The 16,510-nt window shown below is 69.8% G+C and carries 12 protein-coding genes and 1 pseudogene; 8 read left to right on the top strand and 5 right to left on the bottom strand.

What is annotated here, in order from left to right; translation table 11 throughout:
- Positions 1–114: 114 nt before the first annotated feature.
- From BCY76_RS20165 to BCY76_RS00945, 3 genes and pseudogenes are all read right to left on the bottom strand, one after another.
- Positions 115–387, bottom strand: a complete 273-nt coding sequence (locus tag BCY76_RS20165) for a hypothetical protein (protein WP_336581673.1) — start codon at positions 385–387, stop codon at positions 115–117.
- Positions 374–2,806: an aminopeptidase N gene (gene pepN / locus BCY76_RS00950; protein ID WP_336581672.1), complete on the bottom strand. Its 2,433-nt coding sequence runs from the start codon at positions 2,804–2,806 to the stop codon at positions 374–376. Before pepN ends, BCY76_RS20165 begins: the two co-directional genes overlap by 14 nt.
- A 133-nt stretch (positions 2,807–2,939) precedes the next feature.
- A pseudogene (locus tag BCY76_RS00945) lies at positions 2,940–5,035 on the bottom strand (acyl-CoA dehydrogenase family protein).
- A gap of 117 nt (positions 5,036–5,152) precedes the next feature.
- Between BCY76_RS00945 and BCY76_RS00940 the strand changes: the two are divergent.
- From BCY76_RS00940 to hemW, 7 genes are all read left to right on the top strand, one after another.
- Positions 5,153–6,475, top strand: a complete 1,323-nt coding sequence (locus tag BCY76_RS00940; protein WP_083277235.1) for an acetyl-CoA C-acetyltransferase — start codon at positions 5,153–5,155, stop codon at positions 6,473–6,475.
- 7 nt (positions 6,476–6,482) lie between these two features.
- Positions 6,483–7,841, top strand: a complete 1,359-nt coding sequence (locus BCY76_RS00935) for a 3-oxoacyl-ACP reductase (RefSeq protein ID WP_085437055.1) — start codon at positions 6,483–6,485, stop codon at positions 7,839–7,841.
- 6 nt (positions 7,842–7,847) lie between these two features.
- Positions 7,848–8,846, top strand: a complete 999-nt coding sequence (locus BCY76_RS00930; protein WP_085437054.1) for a MaoC family dehydratase — start codon at positions 7,848–7,850, stop codon at positions 8,844–8,846.
- Positions 8,847–8,992: 146 nt separating this feature from the next.
- A complete protein-coding gene (gene holA / locus BCY76_RS00925) occupies positions 8,993–10,072 on the top strand; it encodes a DNA polymerase III subunit delta (protein WP_139827546.1) in 1,080 nt (359 codons plus the stop codon).
- 246 nt (positions 10,073–10,318) lie between these two features.
- The gene (rpsT, locus tag BCY76_RS00920; RefSeq protein WP_070158590.1) at positions 10,319–10,579 is read left to right on the top strand and encodes a 30S ribosomal protein S20; all 261 of its coding nucleotides are present in this window, start codon (positions 10,319–10,321) and stop codon (positions 10,577–10,579) included.
- 199 nt (positions 10,580–10,778) lie between these two features.
- Positions 10,779–12,635: a translation elongation factor 4 gene (gene lepA / locus BCY76_RS00915; RefSeq protein WP_070158589.1), complete on the top strand. Its 1,857-nt coding sequence runs from the start codon at positions 10,779–10,781 to the stop codon at positions 12,633–12,635.
- Between the two features lie 3 nt (positions 12,636–12,638).
- A complete protein-coding gene (gene hemW, locus BCY76_RS00910) occupies positions 12,639–13,910 on the top strand; it encodes a radical SAM family heme chaperone HemW (protein ID WP_085437053.1) in 1,272 nt (423 codons plus the stop codon).
- Here hemW and BCY76_RS00905 read toward each other — a convergent pair.
- Both BCY76_RS00905 and BCY76_RS00900 read right to left on the bottom strand, forming a co-directional pair.
- A complete protein-coding gene (locus tag BCY76_RS00905; protein WP_070158588.1) occupies positions 13,900–14,361 on the bottom strand; it encodes a DUF4870 domain-containing protein in 462 nt (153 codons plus the stop codon). The genes hemW and BCY76_RS00905 overlap by 11 nt on opposite strands.
- 134 nt (positions 14,362–14,495) lie before the next feature.
- Positions 14,496–15,317 carry a DUF3097 family protein gene (locus BCY76_RS00900; RefSeq protein WP_070158587.1) on the bottom strand — a complete coding sequence of 274 codons (822 nt, stop codon included), beginning with the start codon at positions 15,315–15,317 and terminating at the stop codon, positions 14,496–14,498.
- A 164-nt stretch (positions 15,318–15,481) separates the two neighbouring features.
- On the opposite strand from BCY76_RS00900, the gene hrcA reads away from it, so the two are divergent.
- Entirely contained in the window at positions 15,482–16,507 is a 1,026-nt protein-coding gene (hrcA, locus tag BCY76_RS00895) for a heat-inducible transcriptional repressor HrcA (protein ID WP_070158586.1), read from the top strand.
- The last annotated feature ends 3 nt before the right edge of the window (positions 16,508–16,510 follow it).

Genomic DNA, 16,510 nt, shown 5'->3' with positions numbered 1-16,510 from the left:
TTCTGCGGGCCGCAGGGGCGAGGACTGATCAGCCGAGGACTGGTCAGCCCAGGGTCCTCCCAGCCCGGTTCTGCCCAGTCCCGCCCAGCCCAGCCCGGTTCTGCTGAGCCCGGTCTACCGCCGCGCCGACTGCTGGGCGCGCAGACTGCGCAGCAGATGGTCCTGCTCCTCGATGAGCAACCGCCGCAGCGCCGCCGGAGCGTCCTGATGGGCGGCGAGCCAGTCGGCCGTGCGGCGGGCCGTCGGGTGCTCCTGAGGCTTCTCTCCGGCCGTCAGGTCCTGAGTGCCGGGGAACAGCCCGGCGACCACACGCGTGGCCTGACCCTGGCTCATCCGCTCCCACACGTCGACGACGGCGGCGAAGTAGTCCTCCTCATAGGCGTCCACGAGCTCGGCCGGACCGCAGCGGAAGCCCTCCACCGTGGCGGTGAGGTGATCGTTGGACAGTTCCTCGCCGTCGTCGTCCCGGCCGGAGATCGCCTGGGCGAAGGCCTCCTTCTTCACCGCGGGGCGAGGGCGGGCCGCCAGTGCGAGCCGGTGGGCGATCCGTCCGCGCGCGTGGTGCGGCCGGCCAGTTCGGCGTCGAGGGCGTTGCGCTCCACCCGTCCGTGGGTGGTGAGCGCCTGCAGGAACGCCCAACGCAGCTCCTCGTCCAGCGCCAGGCCGGTGATCCCCAGGGAGGCGGCCTCGCCGTCGAGCAGCGCCGCCAGCAGGTCCAGCTGTGCGGGCGTGCGACGCGAGATCGTGGCCAGGGTGCGGGCCGCTGCGCGCTGCGGTCACCGCCGTGGCACTCGGCGATGAACTCGGCCAGGCGGGCGGCGAACTGCTCCTGCAGCCGCTCCCGCTCCTCCGCCGGCGTGAAGGCCTCCAGGGCACGGTCGCTCTGCCGCAGCAGCGCCTGGACGACGACGACCTCTTCGATCTGCAGGCCCAGAGTCATCACCGCTTCCAGGAACCGGGCCGCGGGCAGCTCGCCGTCGCGGACCATGGACCACAGGGCGGCCCACACGGTGGCACGCGCGAGCGGGTCCTCGACGGGGTGGGTCAGGACTGCCGCCACGGATTCCGGATCCAGGCTGAGCTTGGCGTAGGTGAGGTCCTCCTCGTTGGGCAGCAGCAGCCGCGGAGCACCCGCAGCGGGGAGGGTCAGCTCCTGGAGCACGCGGGGGCCCTCGAGGGCGATGCGTTCTGATCCGGTGCGCCGCAGGGTCCCGGTGGTCTCGTCGAGCACGTGGACGCCGACCTCCACGACGTGCGGACGGCTGATCGGTCCACCCGTGGCGGGATCAGTGCCGCGCTCCTCGACCACGACGCGGCCGGCGTCGTCCACCGATGCGGCGAGCTCCGGCACGCCGGCGGTCTGCAGCCAGGCCGCGGCCCAGCTGGTCATGTCGCGGCCGGAGACCTCGCCGAGCACCGACAGGAAGTCGTCCAGGCTCGCGTTGCCGAAGGCATGCCGGACGAAGTACCGACGGGCAGCCTCGCGGAAGGCCTCGCGGCCGACGAAGGCCGCGAGCTGCTTGAGCACCGAAGCGCCCTTGGCGTAGGTGATGCCGTCGAAGTTCTGGTCGGCCGCCTCCAGGTCGGTGATGTCTGCGACGATCGGATGCGTGGTGGGCAGCTGGTCCTGCACATACGCCCAGGCCTTCCGGCCGTTGGCGAAGGAGATCCAGGAGGTGGTCCAGTCGGTGGCCTCGTCCACCGCCAGTGACCCCATGTAGTCGGCGAAGGACTCCTTGAGCCACAGGTCGTCCCACCAGCGCATGGTGACGAGGTCGCCGAACCACATGTGAGCCATTTCGTGCATCAGCGTGTTGGCTCGGGTCTCGCGCTGGGCGTCGGTGGCGTCGGTGTCGAAGACGTACTTCTCGGTGAATGTGACCAGGCCCGGGTTCTCCATGGCGCCGAGGTTGTACTCGGGGACGAAGACCTGGTCGTATTTGCCCCACGGGTAGGTGAAGGCGAACTCGGCGTGGAAGAAGTCCAAGCCTGAGCGGGTCAGTTCGAGGAGCTCCTCGGAGTCGAGGTGTTCGGCCAGGGAGGCTCGACAGAGCACCGCCAGCGGGACCTCGATCGGGGACTCTCCCTCCACCCCGCCCGCCCAGGAGCCGTCCACGCGGTGGTACGGTCCGGCGAGCAGCGCGGTGATGTAGCTGGACATCCGTCGCGTCTCGGCGAAGCTGACGCGGACCAGGCCTTCACCGTCGAGCCCTGCGGCGGTGCCGGAGACCGACTCCCGGGAGACCTCCGCGCCGTTGGACCGCAGCTCCCAGCTCTGGGGGCCGATCAGGGAGAAGCGGAACGTGGCCTTCAGGTCCGGCTGCTCGAACACGGGGAACACGCGCCGGGAGTCGGCGGGCTCGTACTGCGTGTACAGGTAGACCTGCCCGTCGGAGGGGTCCACGAAGCGGTGCAGGCCCTCCCCGGAGCGGGAGTAGCGGGAGGAGGACCGGATCTCCACCACGTTCTCGGCCGCCAGCTCGGGGAGTCGGATCCGTGCGGAGCCCACATGGTCCGCCGGGTCCAGGCGAGCGCCGTTGAGGATGACCTCCTCCACCGCGGCGCCCAGATAGTCGAGGAACGTCTCTGCCCCGGGCGAGGCGCTGCGGAACAGGATCCGGGTGGAGACGGGATAGGTCGAGGCGCCCTCGGCGGCGGCGCCCGAGAGGTCCACGTCGACCTCATAGGCGTCCACCGTCAGGTGCGCAGAGCGGGACGCGGCCTCGTCCCTGGTCAGGTTCTCCTCCGCAGCCCGGGGGAACGGGGTCTCCGCTCCGGGGGATGCGTCAGTGTCAGTGATCGTCATGACCCCATTCAAGCCGCATCCGACGGGGCGGGCAAAGCCGGGTCGCGACCCCGGTCCGGCCCTGTGCAGCCCAGTCCGGCTCTGTGCAGCCCAGTCCGGCTCTGTGCGGCCCTGCCCGCCCCGTCTCCGAGCCTCAGCGTTCCGTGCGTCGCCCCCGACGCTCCTGCTGGCGCCGCTTGAGCAGGATCTTCTCGTCCACGGGTGCGTCCGAAGAGGCGCGGAGCACGCGGTAGTGCTCCATCGCTTCCTCCTGACGCAGCTGCTCGGCACCGGATGCGACCTCCATGCGCACATGATCGGCGGTGTAGCCGAACGAGTCCACGATGTCCTGCGCCAGCGGGCGCAGGCGGGCCAGCAGCCGGTTGATGTAGGGGCTCAGCGTGCGGGCCCTCTGGGAGGAGATCCGGCCGTTGAGCAGATACCAGTCCAGGTTCTCCTCGATCCTGGTCAGCGTGTAGACGTCGCGCAGCCAGGTCAGCACCTGACGGGTCCCCGCGTGCTCCACTCCGTCCAGCGCCTCGGTGAAGGACTCCCAGATGAGGAGCTCGGCGTGGGCCGTCGCCGCCTGGATGATCTCGTGCTGGTGCTCGTTGAAGGTGGCGGCCTGCTCGGCGGCGGGCTTGCGGGCCACGCTCCGCAGCTCCCCGGCCACATCGGTGACCATCTGCCGGACCCGGTCGGTGAGCAGATCCCGCTGCACCTCGGTCTGCTTGAACCAGTTCGCGCTGCGACGCTCGTCGCCGGTGTCCTGCACGGACTGGATCGCCCGCCGCAGGCCGAAGCGGTGCAGCACCGTCGACTGGGCCTGCGAGGCCACGTACCGGGACAGCGCCCCGACGTCGGCGTCCTTGAACTCGGCGGCGAAGTCGCTGAGCAGCCGCTTGGCCACCAGCTGCAGCAGCACGTTGTTGTCACCCTCGAACGTGACGTAGATGTCGAGGTCCGCGCGGAGCGTCGCGAAACGGTTCTCCGCGATGAACCCTGCTCCACCGCACGCCTCACGGGCCTCCTGCAGCGTGTCCAGGGCGTGCCAGGTGGCGATCGGCTTGATGGCCGCGGCCAGCGTCTCGAGCTCCTGGCGGTTCTCGTCGGAGTCGTCGGCGCCGGAGAACACGTCCTCGAACTTCGCCAGGAGCTTCTCCTGGGCGAAGGTCAGTGCGACGGTGGTGGCCAGGCGAGGGATCAGCCGGCGCTGGTGCAGCTGGTAGTCCATGATGACCTCCTCCTCCACGGGGGAGGAGGCGTTGAACTGGCGCCGCTGGTTGCCGTAGGTGACGGCGCCGATCAGGGCCAGCTTGGAGGCCGCCACTGAGGCGCCGGACAGCGAGACGCGCCCCTGGACCAGGGTGCCGATCATGGTGAAGAACCGGCGGCCGGGGCTCTCGATGGAGGAGGTGTAGGTGCCGTCGGCGGCGACGTCCCCATAACGGTTGAGCAGGTAGGTGCGCGGGATCCGGATCGAGTCGAAGGCGATCCGACCGTTGTCGATCCCATTGAGGCCGCCCTTCTGGCCGTCGTCCCAGATGGTGATGCCCGGCAGCGGCTGGCCGTCGTCGTCCCGCAGGTGGCAGTAGAAGCAGTGCACCCCGTGGTTCACGCCCCCTGTGATGAGCTGGGCGAAGACGACCGCGTCCTTGCCGTCCACGGCGGCGTTGCCGAGGAACCGCTTGGTGGCTGCCGTGAACGGCGTGTGGAGCACGAACTCATCGGCGGCCGGGTCGTAGGTCGCCGTGGTGCCGATGGAGGCCACGTCCGAGCCGTGGCCGATCTCCGTCATCGCGAAGGCGCCCGGCACGCTGAGGTCCATGATGCCCGGCAGGAAGCGTCGGTGATGCTCCTCGGTGCCGAGATGCAGCACGGCGGAGCCGAACAGTCCCCACTGGACGCCCGCCTTGATCTGGAGCGAGGGGTCGGCGGTGACGAGCTCCTCGAAGGCGGCGATGTTCCCGCCCGGCGCGTCCTGGCCCCCGAACTCCTTCGGGAAGCGCGGTGGACCGCATCGGCGGCGACGAGCTCGTGGAGCTGACCGAGCACGCGCTCGCGGTGCTGCTCCTTGGTCAGGCCCTCGATCTTATGGAACCGGTCCTCGGCGGCGAGGGCGCGAGAGACTCGGCGGGTGTCCGCCCACCGTCCGAGCAGAACCTCCTCGAGGAGACCGGTGTCCAGGGATGGTGAGGACACCTCGTGTTCAGTAGTGTCAGTGGTGGTGTGACTCGTGGTCTGACTCATGGTCCGACTCCTTACGCCCGCGTGGGGAGTGTGACAGTGATGATCAACACAGATAGTCTAAGATACTGAGCAGTAATAAAGACAAGTCCTGGTCCACCGACTGGAGGAGAACCCCTCGTGACCACCATTGACCGGACGAGCGCCCAGACACGCACCGTCCAGACGCGCGACGTCGTCGTCATCGGCGGCAACCGCATCCCCTTCGCCCGCGCTCACGGCGCCTATGCCACCGCATCGAACCAGGACATGCTGACCTCGGGCCTCAACGGCCTCGTGGCGAGGTTCGGGCTGCAGGGACAGCGGATCGGGTCGGTCGCCGGCGGCGCGGTGATGAAGCATTCGAAGAACTTCAACCTGGTGCGGGAGTCCGTGCTGGGCACTCCGCTGGATCCGGCCACGCCGGCCACCGACGTCCAGATGGCCTGTGCCACCGGCATGGAGGCCATCGGCTCGCTGGCGGACAAGATTCGGCTGGGCCGCATCGAGTCCGGCATCGGGGCCGGGGTGGACTCCATCTCGGACGCCCCGATCGTGGTGACCGACGCCCTGCGCCGGATTCTCATGGAGGCCAACCGGGCCAAGACGCCGGGACAGCGGCTCAAGGCGCTGGCGAAGATCCGTCCCGGGCACCTGGCCCCGCAGGCTCCCGGCGTCAACGAGCCCCGGACCGGGATGTCCATGGGGGAGCACATGGCGGTGACCGCCCACGCCTGGGGCATCGGGCGTCAGGAGCAGGATGAGCTCGCCCTGGCCTCCCATCAGAACCTGGCCGCCGCCTATGACGACGGCTTCTTCGACGACCTGGTCACCCCCTTCAAGGGTGTGCAGCGGGACACCAACCTCCGTGCTGACTCCACGCTGGAGAAGCTCGGGAAGCTCGCCCCCGCCTTCGGACGCGATCTGGGGGAAGAGGCCACCATGACGGCGGCCAACTCCACCGCACTGACCGACGGCGCCTCCGCCGTGCTGCTCGGTTCGGCGGACTACGCCGAGGCCCACGACCTGCCGCAGCTGGCGACCTTCGTCGACTATGAGCAGGCCGCCGTGGACTTCGTGGACGGTGCCGAGGGGCTGCTGATGGCTCCCGCCTATGCCGCCGCCCGGATGCTGGAGCGCAACGGCCTCACCTTCGAGGACTTCGAGTACTTCGAGATCCATGAGGCCTTCGCCTCGACCGTGCTGGCGCAGATCGCCGCCTGGGAGGACGAGGAGTTCTGCCGCGGGAAGCTCGGCCTCGATGCGCCTCTGGGGCGCATCGACCGCAGCCGGCTCAACATCCACGGCTCATCCCTGGCCGCGGGCCACCCCTTCGCCGCCACGGGCGGACGGATCGTGGCCACCCTGGCCAAGATGCTGCACGGCAAGCCGGGCAAGCTCGGCTTCATCTCGGTCTGCGCCGCAGGCGGGCAGGGCATCACCGCGATTCTGGAAGGGCGGTGAGCAGTCCATGGCACGCGATACCTACACCGAGTTCGCCAATACGCCGCTGGGGCGCCGGCTGACCTCCGCCCTGGGCCTGCCGCAGCCGGCCAGGCTGCGACGGCATCGACCCGGCGCGCCCGTGGTGCCGGGGCCCGTCGTCGTCGTGGGCACAGGGACGGTCTCGGATGAGATCGCCTCACTGCTGCTGACGTGGGACCTGGACGTCCGCCGGCATGTGGAGCCCCGCGAGCGGGTCTCGGCCGTGATCGCCTGCTTCGACGCGATCTCCACTCCGGCGGACCTGAGCGAGACCGCACTCGGCCTCGGTCGGATGCTGAAGCAGGTCGCACCGTCCGGGCGGGTCGTCACGGTCTTCCGCAGCCCTGATGCCGCCTCGGACCCGGCGCTGCGGGCCGCACGCAAGGGCGTGGAGGGCCTCACCCGGTCGTTGGCCCATGAGATGCGGGCCGGCGCGACGGCCAACGGACTGGTCCTCGCTGAGGACCTCGACGCCGGCGCACCCTCCGTGGCAGGAGGGCTGCGCTTCCTGCTCTCCGGGCGGTCGGCCTTCGTCTCTGGGCAGTTCCTCACCGTGGACTCCGTCAACGGTGTGCTCCCTGGGGACTGGGATCGCCCCCTGGAGGGTCAGGTCGCGGTGGTCACGGGCGCGGCCCGAGGGATCGGCGCCTCCATCGCGGAGGTGCTGCATCGCGACGGTGCCCAGCTCATCGTCGTGGACGTCCCCGCGGCGGGCGAGCAGCTCGCCGCCACGGCGAACCGTGTCTCCGGCACGGCCCTGCAACTGGACATCACGGCCGACGACGCCGGGGAACGCATCCTGGCCCACGCGCGGCAGCACTATGGCCGGCTGGACATCGTGGTGCACAATGCCGGCATCACCCGCGACAAGCTGCTGGCCAACATGGACCCGGCGCGGTGGGACTCGGTCATCGCGGTCAACATCGAGGCCCAGCTGCGGATGAACCGCGCGCTGCTGGCCGATGACCTGTTCAACCGGCCGGAGGGCACGTCCGGGCCGCGCATCGTCTCCCTGGCTTCGACCTCGGGCATCGCGGGCAACCGGGGGCAGACCAACTACGCGGCCTCGAAGGCTGGGGTGATGGGCATGGTGGCGGCGAGCTCGGCTCAGCTGGAGGCTCGTCACGGGACCATCAACGCCGTGGCGCCCGGGTTCATCGAGACGGAGATGACGGCGAAGATCCCGTTCGCCACGCGTGAGGTGGCCCGACGCCTGAACTCCCTCAACCAGGGAGGCCGTCCCGACGACGTCGCGGAGACCATCGCGTACCTGGCGTCCCCTGCGGCCGGCGGCACCAGCGGACTGACGCTGCGTGTCTGTGGTCAGAACCTGGTGGGGGCCTGAGCCGGTATGACTGATCGGATCGAGGAGCAGAGCACAGGTCCTGTCGACGTCCGTCGGATCGAGCTGCCCGCGCTGAAGGACATCTACGTCCACGCCGGCTGGGAGTCCGCCCGTTCGGCCGTGGCCCCACGATCCTCGGGAGCCGCGGACGAGCTGCCGGGGCACGCCGTGGTCGCGCGGCATCCCGGTGCCTCGGCCCAGCAGCTGGAGCAGTACCGCCTGCTCTTCGGCGGGGAGCCCTTCGACGGCGTGCACCGTCGGGGCCTGCCCTCGGTGCTGGCCCACATCCTGGCCTTCCCGGTCCAGATGGGTCTGCTCGCCGAGGAGGCGTTTCCGCTGCCGCTGATGGGCATGGTCCACCTGAGCAATGCGGTGGAGCATCGTCGCCGGGTGACGGTGGACGAGCCGGTGCAGATCAAGGCCTGGACCGAAGGTCTGCGCCCGCACCGGCGCGGCACACAGTTCGACGCCGTCGTGGAGGTGCTCGCGGACGCCGCGGACGTCGGGCGCCCCGCGGAGTCGGAGGTGCTGTGGCGGGGGGTGTCGACCTATCTGAGCCGGGGCGCGCACCTGGCCGGTCGCCCGGGCGACGGTGAGCCTGAGAGGCAGCCGGAGTCGTCGGAGCGTGAGGAGTTCATTCCGCCCGCCAAGACCGGACAGTGGCGTCTGGGCGCCGACATGGGCCGCCGCTATGCCGCCGTCTCCGGAGACTGGAACCCGATCCACATCAGCTCCGTCAGCGCCCGCATGCTTGGCATGCCCCGGGCGATCGTGCATGGCATGTACGCCGCCGGCCGGATGCTGGAGGGGCGTGAGCCCGACGACGCGGGGCACCGGTGGCGCATCACCTTCGAGGCACCGATGCGCCTGCCCTGCACCGTCGCCTTCCACGCCGAGCGCCGAGGCGTCGATGCCTCCGCAGGTCAGGTTGTGGAGACCTTCACCGGATGGGATCCGCGCAAGGGGCGCCGACACTTCACCGGAGAGCTCGCCAGTCCTGCCTGATCCGCAACCCGCAGGTACGCAGACACCGGCCGGGCCCCGTCGAGACATCGACGGGGCCCGGCCGCTGTCGACCCTGCGTGGGGCGGCCGCCGCGTCGCGAGCGCGGTCACCTCGTCCGAGTCCTGGACACCGCCTAGGATGGAGACATGGCAGCGGCACAGCGCGGGGCAGGACAGCGAGGAGCAGGGCGACGGGGGGCGGGGCAGCGCACCCAGGGCGGAGGCTCCGCCGGGCGCAAGGGTGCGTCACCACGCGCCGGTGAGGACTTCCGTCTCGTCGAACCTGCGCCGCTGATGCTGCTGCGTGGACCTGAGGACTATCTGGCGTCCCGCGCGATGGACCGTATCAAAGCCACGCTGCGCAGTGCTCACCCTGACCTGGAGTACACCCGGCTCGACGTCAGTGCGGCAGCCCGCGGCGAGCTGGCCACCGTGGCCTCACCGTCGCTCTTCGGCGAGGCGCGCCTGATCCTGGCGGAGGATCTCGCGCAGATGAACGACGCCTTCCTGGAGGACGCCCTCTCCTATCTCGGGGAGGCCCCTGACGCCGAAGTCACCGTGGTGATGCGTCATTCGGGCGGCAACCGGGGCAAGAAGCTCCTGGATGCGATGTCCGGGCGAGCCGTCGTCGTCGACTGCGCGGCGGCGAAGTCCGACACGGACAAGATGGACTTCCTCCGGCGCGAGTTCCGTGCCGCGGGTCGGGAGATCCAGCCCGACGCCGCCCGAGCACTCGTGGCAGCCGCCGGATCCTCCCTGTCGGACCTCGGCGGAGCCTGCCAGCAGCTGATCCGGGACGTGCCGGGAGCGATCACGGAGGAGGACGTTGACCGGTACCACGGCGGCCGGGTGGAGGCGACGGCCTTCAAGGTCGCCGACGCGGCATTCGACGGGCGGCGTGACGCCGCCACCCGGCTGTACCGCCACGCGATGGCCACCGGAGTCTCGCCGATCGCCGTGACTGCCGCGCTGGCCCGCAAGGGGCGCCAGATCGCCGCCCTGGTGGACCATCGGGGCAGCGCCGACCGGTTGGCCTCGGACCTCGGCGTGCCTCCCTGGCAGCTGCGTCAGGCCGCCGAGACGGCCCGACGCTGGCAGTCCCACCGGGCGGCGGCCGCCGTGGAAGCGGTGGCACGCGCCGACGCGGAGGCCAAGGGAGCTTCCCGGACGCCCGAGTACGCCGTGGAGCGCGCCATCGGGATCATCGCCGGGTCCGTCGGGCGGTGAGTCCAGCGTCGGCACCGCCCCAGGTGAGACGAGCCCCGTGTTCTCTGCTACGATCTATAGGCAGTGTCTACGGCCCTCGCGGTCGGCACTCCCTGCGGCAGAGAGCTCTCTGCGCGGCGTCAGGCCCCTCTGCCTGATGACGTCGCGCATTCGCCATGGCAACCCCACGCCACTCAGTCTGTCTTCTGCCGCCCAAGCAGGGATGCAGCCCTCACCACACAGTGAACCCAGACAGAAAGACAACACGTGGCAAACATCAAGTCTCAGAAGAAGCGCATCCTCACCAACGAGAAGGCTCGCCTGCGCAACCAGGCCGTCAAGTCCGAGCTGAAGACCGCGGTGAAGAAGGTCCGCAAGGCCGTCGCGGCCGAGGACAAGGACGCCGCGCTGGCGGCGCACCGCGAGGCCGCGCGCAAGCTGGACAAGGCCGTCTCCAAGGGCGTCATCCACAAGAACCAGGCCGCCAACCGCAAGTCCGGTCTGGCCGCCAAGGTCAACGCGCTCTGATCCATCCCGGATCACGCTCGTCTCGCAGCCGCGGGAGTCGGGTGCCGCGGGCCCCGTCGCACATGGTGCGGCGGGCCCGCGGCGTCCGGGTCGCGTCTTCCGGGCGCCGAGTCCGTCCTCCGCACGGTGCTGCGCCCGTTTCATGGAAGAATGGAGCGTCAGCCCGACATCCCGTCCCCGAGGGAAGGACCACTCGCACGTGTCTCCGAAGGCCCGCACTCCTCTGGTGCCCGCCGCGACCGATCCTGGCGTGATCCGGAACTTCTGCATCATCGCGCACATCGACCACGGCAAGTCCACACTCGCGGACCGCATGTTGCAGCTGACGGGAGTCGTCCAGCCCCGCGAGATGAAGGCCCAGTACCTGGACCGCATGGACATCGAGCGTGAACGGGGCATCACCATCAAGTCCCAGGCGGTGCGCATGCCCTGGGAGCACGACGGCGAGACCTACGCCTTCCACATGATCGACACGCCCGGCCACGTGGACTTCTCCTATGAGGTCTCCCGCTCGCTGGCCGCCTGCGAAGGGGCGCTGCTGCTGGTGGACGCCGCCCAGGGCATCGAGGCCCAGACGCTGGCGAACCTGTACCTGGCCATGGAGCATGACCTGACGATCATCCCGGTGCTGAACAAGATCGACCTGCCGGCGGCCCAGCCCGAGAAGTACGCCGAGGAGATCGCCCACCTGATCGGCGGCGACCCCGCCGATGTGCTGCGCGTCTCGGGCAAGACCGGTGAAGGCGTGGAGGAGCTCCTGGACCGCATCGTCGAGGAGATCCCCGCCCCGGAGGGCGACGCGCAGGCACCGGCACGCGCGATGATCTTCGACTCGGTCTACGACACCTACCGCGGCGTGGTGACCTTCGTCCGCGTCGTCGACGGCAGTCTTGGGCATCGCGAGCGCATCAAGATGATGTCCACCGGAGCCACCCATGAGCTGCTCGAGATCGGCGTCTCCTCCCCGGAGCCGGAGCCGACCAAGGGGCTCGGCGTCGGAGAGGTCGGCTATCTGATCACCGGCGTCAAGGACGTGCGTCAGTCCAAGGTCGGTGACACCGTCACCTCGCAGGCGAAGCCTGCCGACGCGATCATCGGTGGCTATGACGAGCCCCGCCCGATGGTGTTCTCGGGGCTGTTCCCCATCGACGGCTCGGACTTCCCGGTGCTGCGCGAGGCGCTGGAGAAGCTGCAGCTCAACGACGCCGCCCTCAGCTTCGAGCCGGAGACCTCGGCGGCTCTCGGGTTCGGGTTCCGCGTCGGGTTCCTCGGCCTGCTGCATCTGGAGATCACCCGCCAGCGTCTGGAGAGCGAGTACAACCTCGACCTGATCTCCACCGCGCCGAACGTCATCTATGACGTCACGGCGGAGGACGGCGAGGTCCACGTGGTGACCAACCCCAGCGAGTTCCCCGACGGCAAGGTCTCGGAGATCCGTGAGCCGGTGGTCGCCGCGACGGTGATCGTCCCCAGTGAGTTCGTCGGAGCTGTCATGGAGCTCTGCCAGGCTCGTCGCGGCACCATGGAGGGCATGGACTACCTCTCCGAGGAACGTGTGGAGCTGCGGTACAGGCTTCCCCTGGCGGAGATCGTCTTCGACTTCTTCGATCAGCTGAAGTCCCGCACCAAGGGCTACGCCTCGCTGAACTGGCAGGGCGAGGGTGATCAGGCGGCCGACCTGGTGAAGGTCGACATCCTGCTGCAGGGGGACAAGGTGGACGCCTTCTCCGCGATCACCCACCGCGACCATGCCTATGCCTACGGAGTGAGGATGGCCTCCCGTCTGAAGGAGCTCATCCCGCGCCAGCAGTTCGAGGTTCCGATCCAGGCGGCCATCGGCTCGCGCATCATCGCGCGTGAGAACATCCGCGCCATCCGCAAGGACGTGCTCTCGAAGTGCTACGGCGGAGACATCAGCCGCAAGCGCAAGCTGCTGGAGAAGCAGAAGGAGGGCAAGAAGCGCATGAAGATGGTGGGCACCGTGGAGGTGCCTCAGGAGGCCTTCATCGCTGCTCTGTCCTCCGACGAGGGTGGCGGCGAGAAGGGCAAGAAGTAGGCAGTGCCTGCCACGCTTCCGGTGGGCGATCCGGTCCCGGCCGACGGCGCGCTGCCCGCGCGGGTGCTCGCCGGGCTGGGCGGGCGCGCCTCAGCGCCGCTGGGGCTGTACGTGCACATCCCCTTCTGCTCGGTGCGCTGCGGCTATTGCGACTTCAACACCTACACGGCTGAGGACCTCGGTCCGGGTGCGTCCCGGGAGTCCTACCCGGAGACGCTGATCCGGGAGTTGGAGTTCGCCGCGGATCTGCTGGCACGCTCCGGGGCGCCCGAGCGCCCCTTGCGCACGATCTTCTTCGGCGGCGGCACCCCCACGCTGCTCCCGGCCGAGTCCCTGGCCCGCATCCTGGAGCGCGCCCGGTCCCTGTTCGGGGTGGCCCCGGGGGCGGAGGTCACCACGGAGGCGAACCCCGACACCGTGGACGAAGCTACCGCCGCCACATTGGCCGAGGCCGGATTCACCCGGGTGAGTCTGGGCATGCAGTCGGCGGTGCCGAAGGTGCTGCGCACACTGGACCGCACCCATGATCCTGCCAATGTCACCCGTGCGGTCGACGCCGTCCGGAGCCAGGGCCTTCAGGTCAGCCTGGACCTGATCTATGGCACGCCGGGAGAGACCTTGGAGGACTGGCGCACCAGCCTGGAGACTGCGGTCGCGATGGATCCGGACCATGTCTCGGCGTACTCGCTGATCGTGGAGGAGGGTACCGCGATGGCGGCGAAGGTCCGCCGCGGCGAGCTGCCCGATGTGGATCCGGATGACCATGCGGACAAGTACCTGCTCACCGACGAGCTGCTGAGCGCGGCCGGACACCAGTGGTACGAGGTCTCGAACTTCTCGCGGGATGAGTCGACCCGGTCGCAGCACAACCTGAACTACTGGCGGGACTCCGACTGGTGGGGTGCGGGGCCGGGCGCCCACTCCCACCTGGGCGGACTGCGCTGGTGGAACGTCAAGCACCCCGCCGCCTACGCCCAGCGGCTCCACCAGGGCATCACCCCGGGCCACGGCAGGGAGCTTCTCGACGACGACGCACAGGCGCTGGAGCACCTGATGCTGCGCCTGCGGATCGCCGAGGGCCTCGACGTGGCCGAGCATGAGGCGCTGCCTGGGGCTCGACGCCTCGACGACGGAGTCCTGCGGGCCCTGGTCCACGAGGGGCTGGCGCAGGAGGGACCGTTGAACCCGGACGAACGGAGCCCGCGCGGACGGGTGGTGCTCACGCTGCAGGGCCGCCTGCTGGCCGATGCGGTGACCCGTCGCCTCAGTGGATGAGGCGCAGGTTCATCCGGTACCGGTAGGGGCGACCCTTGTTGCACTCGATGCCCGCCACGAGACCTGAGATCGTCATCACGACCCACAGGAAGACGGCGGCCAGTCCGAAGATCCACCCGATGGCGGGGATCAGCGCCAGCACGTAGCAGACGAGCATCACCACGGTCAGCGGCAGGGTGAAGTTCAGGGCCTCCTTGGACTCCTGTGCGGTGAACGGACCTCGGTCCCGGAACACGAGGTAGATGATCAGCGACGGCACGCAGCCCATGAGCCCGCCGAAGTGGGACAGCGTCGCCCAGCGACGGTCCTCCGAAGGGGTCAGTGGCAGCGCCGCGTCGGCGGAGCCCTCGACGCGCTCGGAGTCCCCGGCGTGCTGGCGGCGTCGGTCCGCAGGCCGGTGACGGTCGCCCGAGTTCGGCTGCTGCGGATGTGGCGGCTCGGACTGTGGCACGGCGCCCCTCTCTGATGCTCGTGGGATGGCGGTCGTGCGGACCCGGGGGGCCTGCACGGATGAGGCAGATTCTACCGCCCCCTCCTGGACGTGGGCTGCCGGCGACACCCCCGCGGAGCCGCCGGGCGCAGGCGTCAGCCGGTGACGAAGTCGATGAGCTCCTCGACCCGTCCCAGCAGGGCCGGTTCCAGGTCGGTGTAGCTGGAGACCGTCCCCAGGATCCGCTTCCAGCCGGCGGCGATGTCCCGCTGCCCGGAATGCGGCCAGCCGAGTGCCTGGAGGGTGCCCACTTTGATGTCGATGTGCCGAGGGATGTCGGGCCAGGCCTGAAGTCCCACGAGCTGGGGCTTCACCGCCTGCCAGACGTCCACATAGGGGTGGCCCAGTACTGTCACGTTGCCGGCCGCCCCCGGCATGGACATGGCCTCGGCCGCAATGCGGCTCTCCTTGGAGCCCGGGACGAGGTGGTCCAGCAGCACACCCACTCGACGGTCCCGGCTCGGTCCGAACTCCCGCAGGGCCCCGACGAGGTCGTCTGCGCCGTGCAGAGGTTCGACGACGACTCCCTCGAGCCGCAGGTCCTCGCCCCAGACCTTCTCGACCAGTTCGGCGTCATGGGTGCCCTCCACCCAGATCCGGGAGGCCCGGGCGACTCGTGCCCGGGCGCCCTCCACAGCCAGCGAGCCCGATGCGGTGCGGCGGGGGCCCTGCGGGGCGGTGCGAGGCTTCGGCGGGACCAGCTCCACCGGGGCGCCGTCGTGCAGGAACCCGTGCCCCAGTGGGAAGGCCCGGCTGCGGCCGTGGCGGTCCTCCAGGCGGACCACGCGGATGCCGCCGGCCGCCTCCACACCCACCACGGCACCGACCCACCCCGACTCGGTCTCCTCCACCACGGTGCCGTGGTCGGCGGGGAGCGGCGGAACCTCACGGTACTGGGCGCGACGCCGTTCGGCCATGTCCGCGGGGCCCCAGGCGGACCAGTCGGTGGGGAAGTGAGGAGATGTCACAGCCCGGGAGCCTAGCAGCGGCGGCGCCGACTTCGGCGGATCCCGACGACACGCGCTAGAATTGGCACTTGTCGCAGGAGAGTGCCAATCGCCGCCGGGAGAGGAGACCAGCGATGTCTGACACCCGTCGCCTGCAGGTGCTGCGCGCGATCGTGGAGGACTACGTCCAGACCCAGGAGCCTGTCGGGTCCAAGGCGCTGGTGGATCGCCACAACCTCGAGGTCTCTCCGGCCACCATCCGCAATGACATGGCCTTCCTGGAGGCCGAGGGCCTCATCGCGGCCCCACATACCTCCGCGGGCCGGATCCCCACCGACCAGGGGTATCGGCTCTTCGTGGACCGCATCACCGAGGTCCGTCCGCTGTCGCGGGCCGAGCGTCGCGCGATGGACATCCTGGTGGAGGCCGCAGACGACCATGACGCCATGCTGGAGCAGACCGTGCGTCTCCTGGCCATGCTCACCAACCAGGTCGCCGTCCTGCAGCACCCCCAGCAGTCCACGGCGCGCATCCGGCACATCGAGGTCCTGTCCATGGGGCCGCTCAAGGTGCTGGTGGTCGTGATCCTCTCCTCCGGGAAGGTGGAGCAGCGGATGGCCACACTGCCGGAGCCTGTGGACGACGATTCGCTGCAGGTGCTCGGTCAGCGGCTCGCCGGGGAGCTCCACAACCGGTCCGCCTCGGCGCTGCCGCTGCCGGTGGACCGCCTGCTCGGCTCGGTCGAGCCGTCGCTGCGCTCCAGCCTCGCGATCGTCGCCCACACGGTGGAGGCGGTGCTGGAGTCCGGACGGGTGGATCGCATCATCATGGCCGGCACTGCTAACCTCGCCAGGTCTGACCGCGACCTGGGCCCCTCGCTCGGTCCCGTCCTGGAGGCCCTCGAGGAGCAGGTGGTCCTGCTGCGCCTGCTCACCGAGATGGAGCAGGACCGCCGTGGCCTCTCCGTGCGGATCGGTCATGAGACGAGCCATGACTCGCTGTCCGAGACCTCGGTGGTCGCTGCGGAGTACGCGGTCGGCGACGGCGGCGACGCCGCGAAGCTCGGCGTCGTCGGGCCCACACGCATGGACTACGGCTCCACCATGTCGGCGGTGCGAGCCATGGCACGGTACCTGTCCCGGATTCTCTCTGAAGGGTGAGAA

Source organism: Nesterenkonia sp. PF2B19, from assembly GCF_001758425.2.
Classification (GTDB): domain Bacteria; phylum Actinomycetota; class Actinomycetes; order Actinomycetales; family Micrococcaceae; genus Nesterenkonia; species Nesterenkonia aethiopica.
This window is presented reverse-complemented; position numbering and strand designations above follow the sequence as displayed.

Bases quoted from the DNA above. Each gene is read 5' to 3' on its own strand.
- pepN (WP_336581672.1), bottom strand. From the start codon at position 2,806: ATGACGATCACTGACACTGACGCATCCCCCGGAGCGGAGACCCCGTTC.
- BCY76_RS00935 (WP_085437055.1), top strand. From the start codon at position 6,483: ATGGCACGCGATACCTACACCGAGTTCGCCAATACGCCGCTGGGGCGC.
- BCY76_RS00930 (WP_085437054.1), top strand. From the start codon at position 7,848: ATGACTGATCGGATCGAGGAGCAGAGCACAGGTCCTGTCGACGTCCGT.
- holA (WP_139827546.1), top strand. From the start codon at position 8,993: ATGGCAGCGGCACAGCGCGGGGCAGGACAGCGAGGAGCAGGGCGACGG.
- BCY76_RS00900 (WP_070158587.1), bottom strand. From the start codon at position 15,317: ATGGCCGAACGGCGTCGCGCCCAGTACCGTGAGGTTCCGCCGCTCCCC.
- hrcA (WP_070158586.1), top strand. From the start codon at position 15,482: ATGTCTGACACCCGTCGCCTGCAGGTGCTGCGCGCGATCGTGGAGGAC.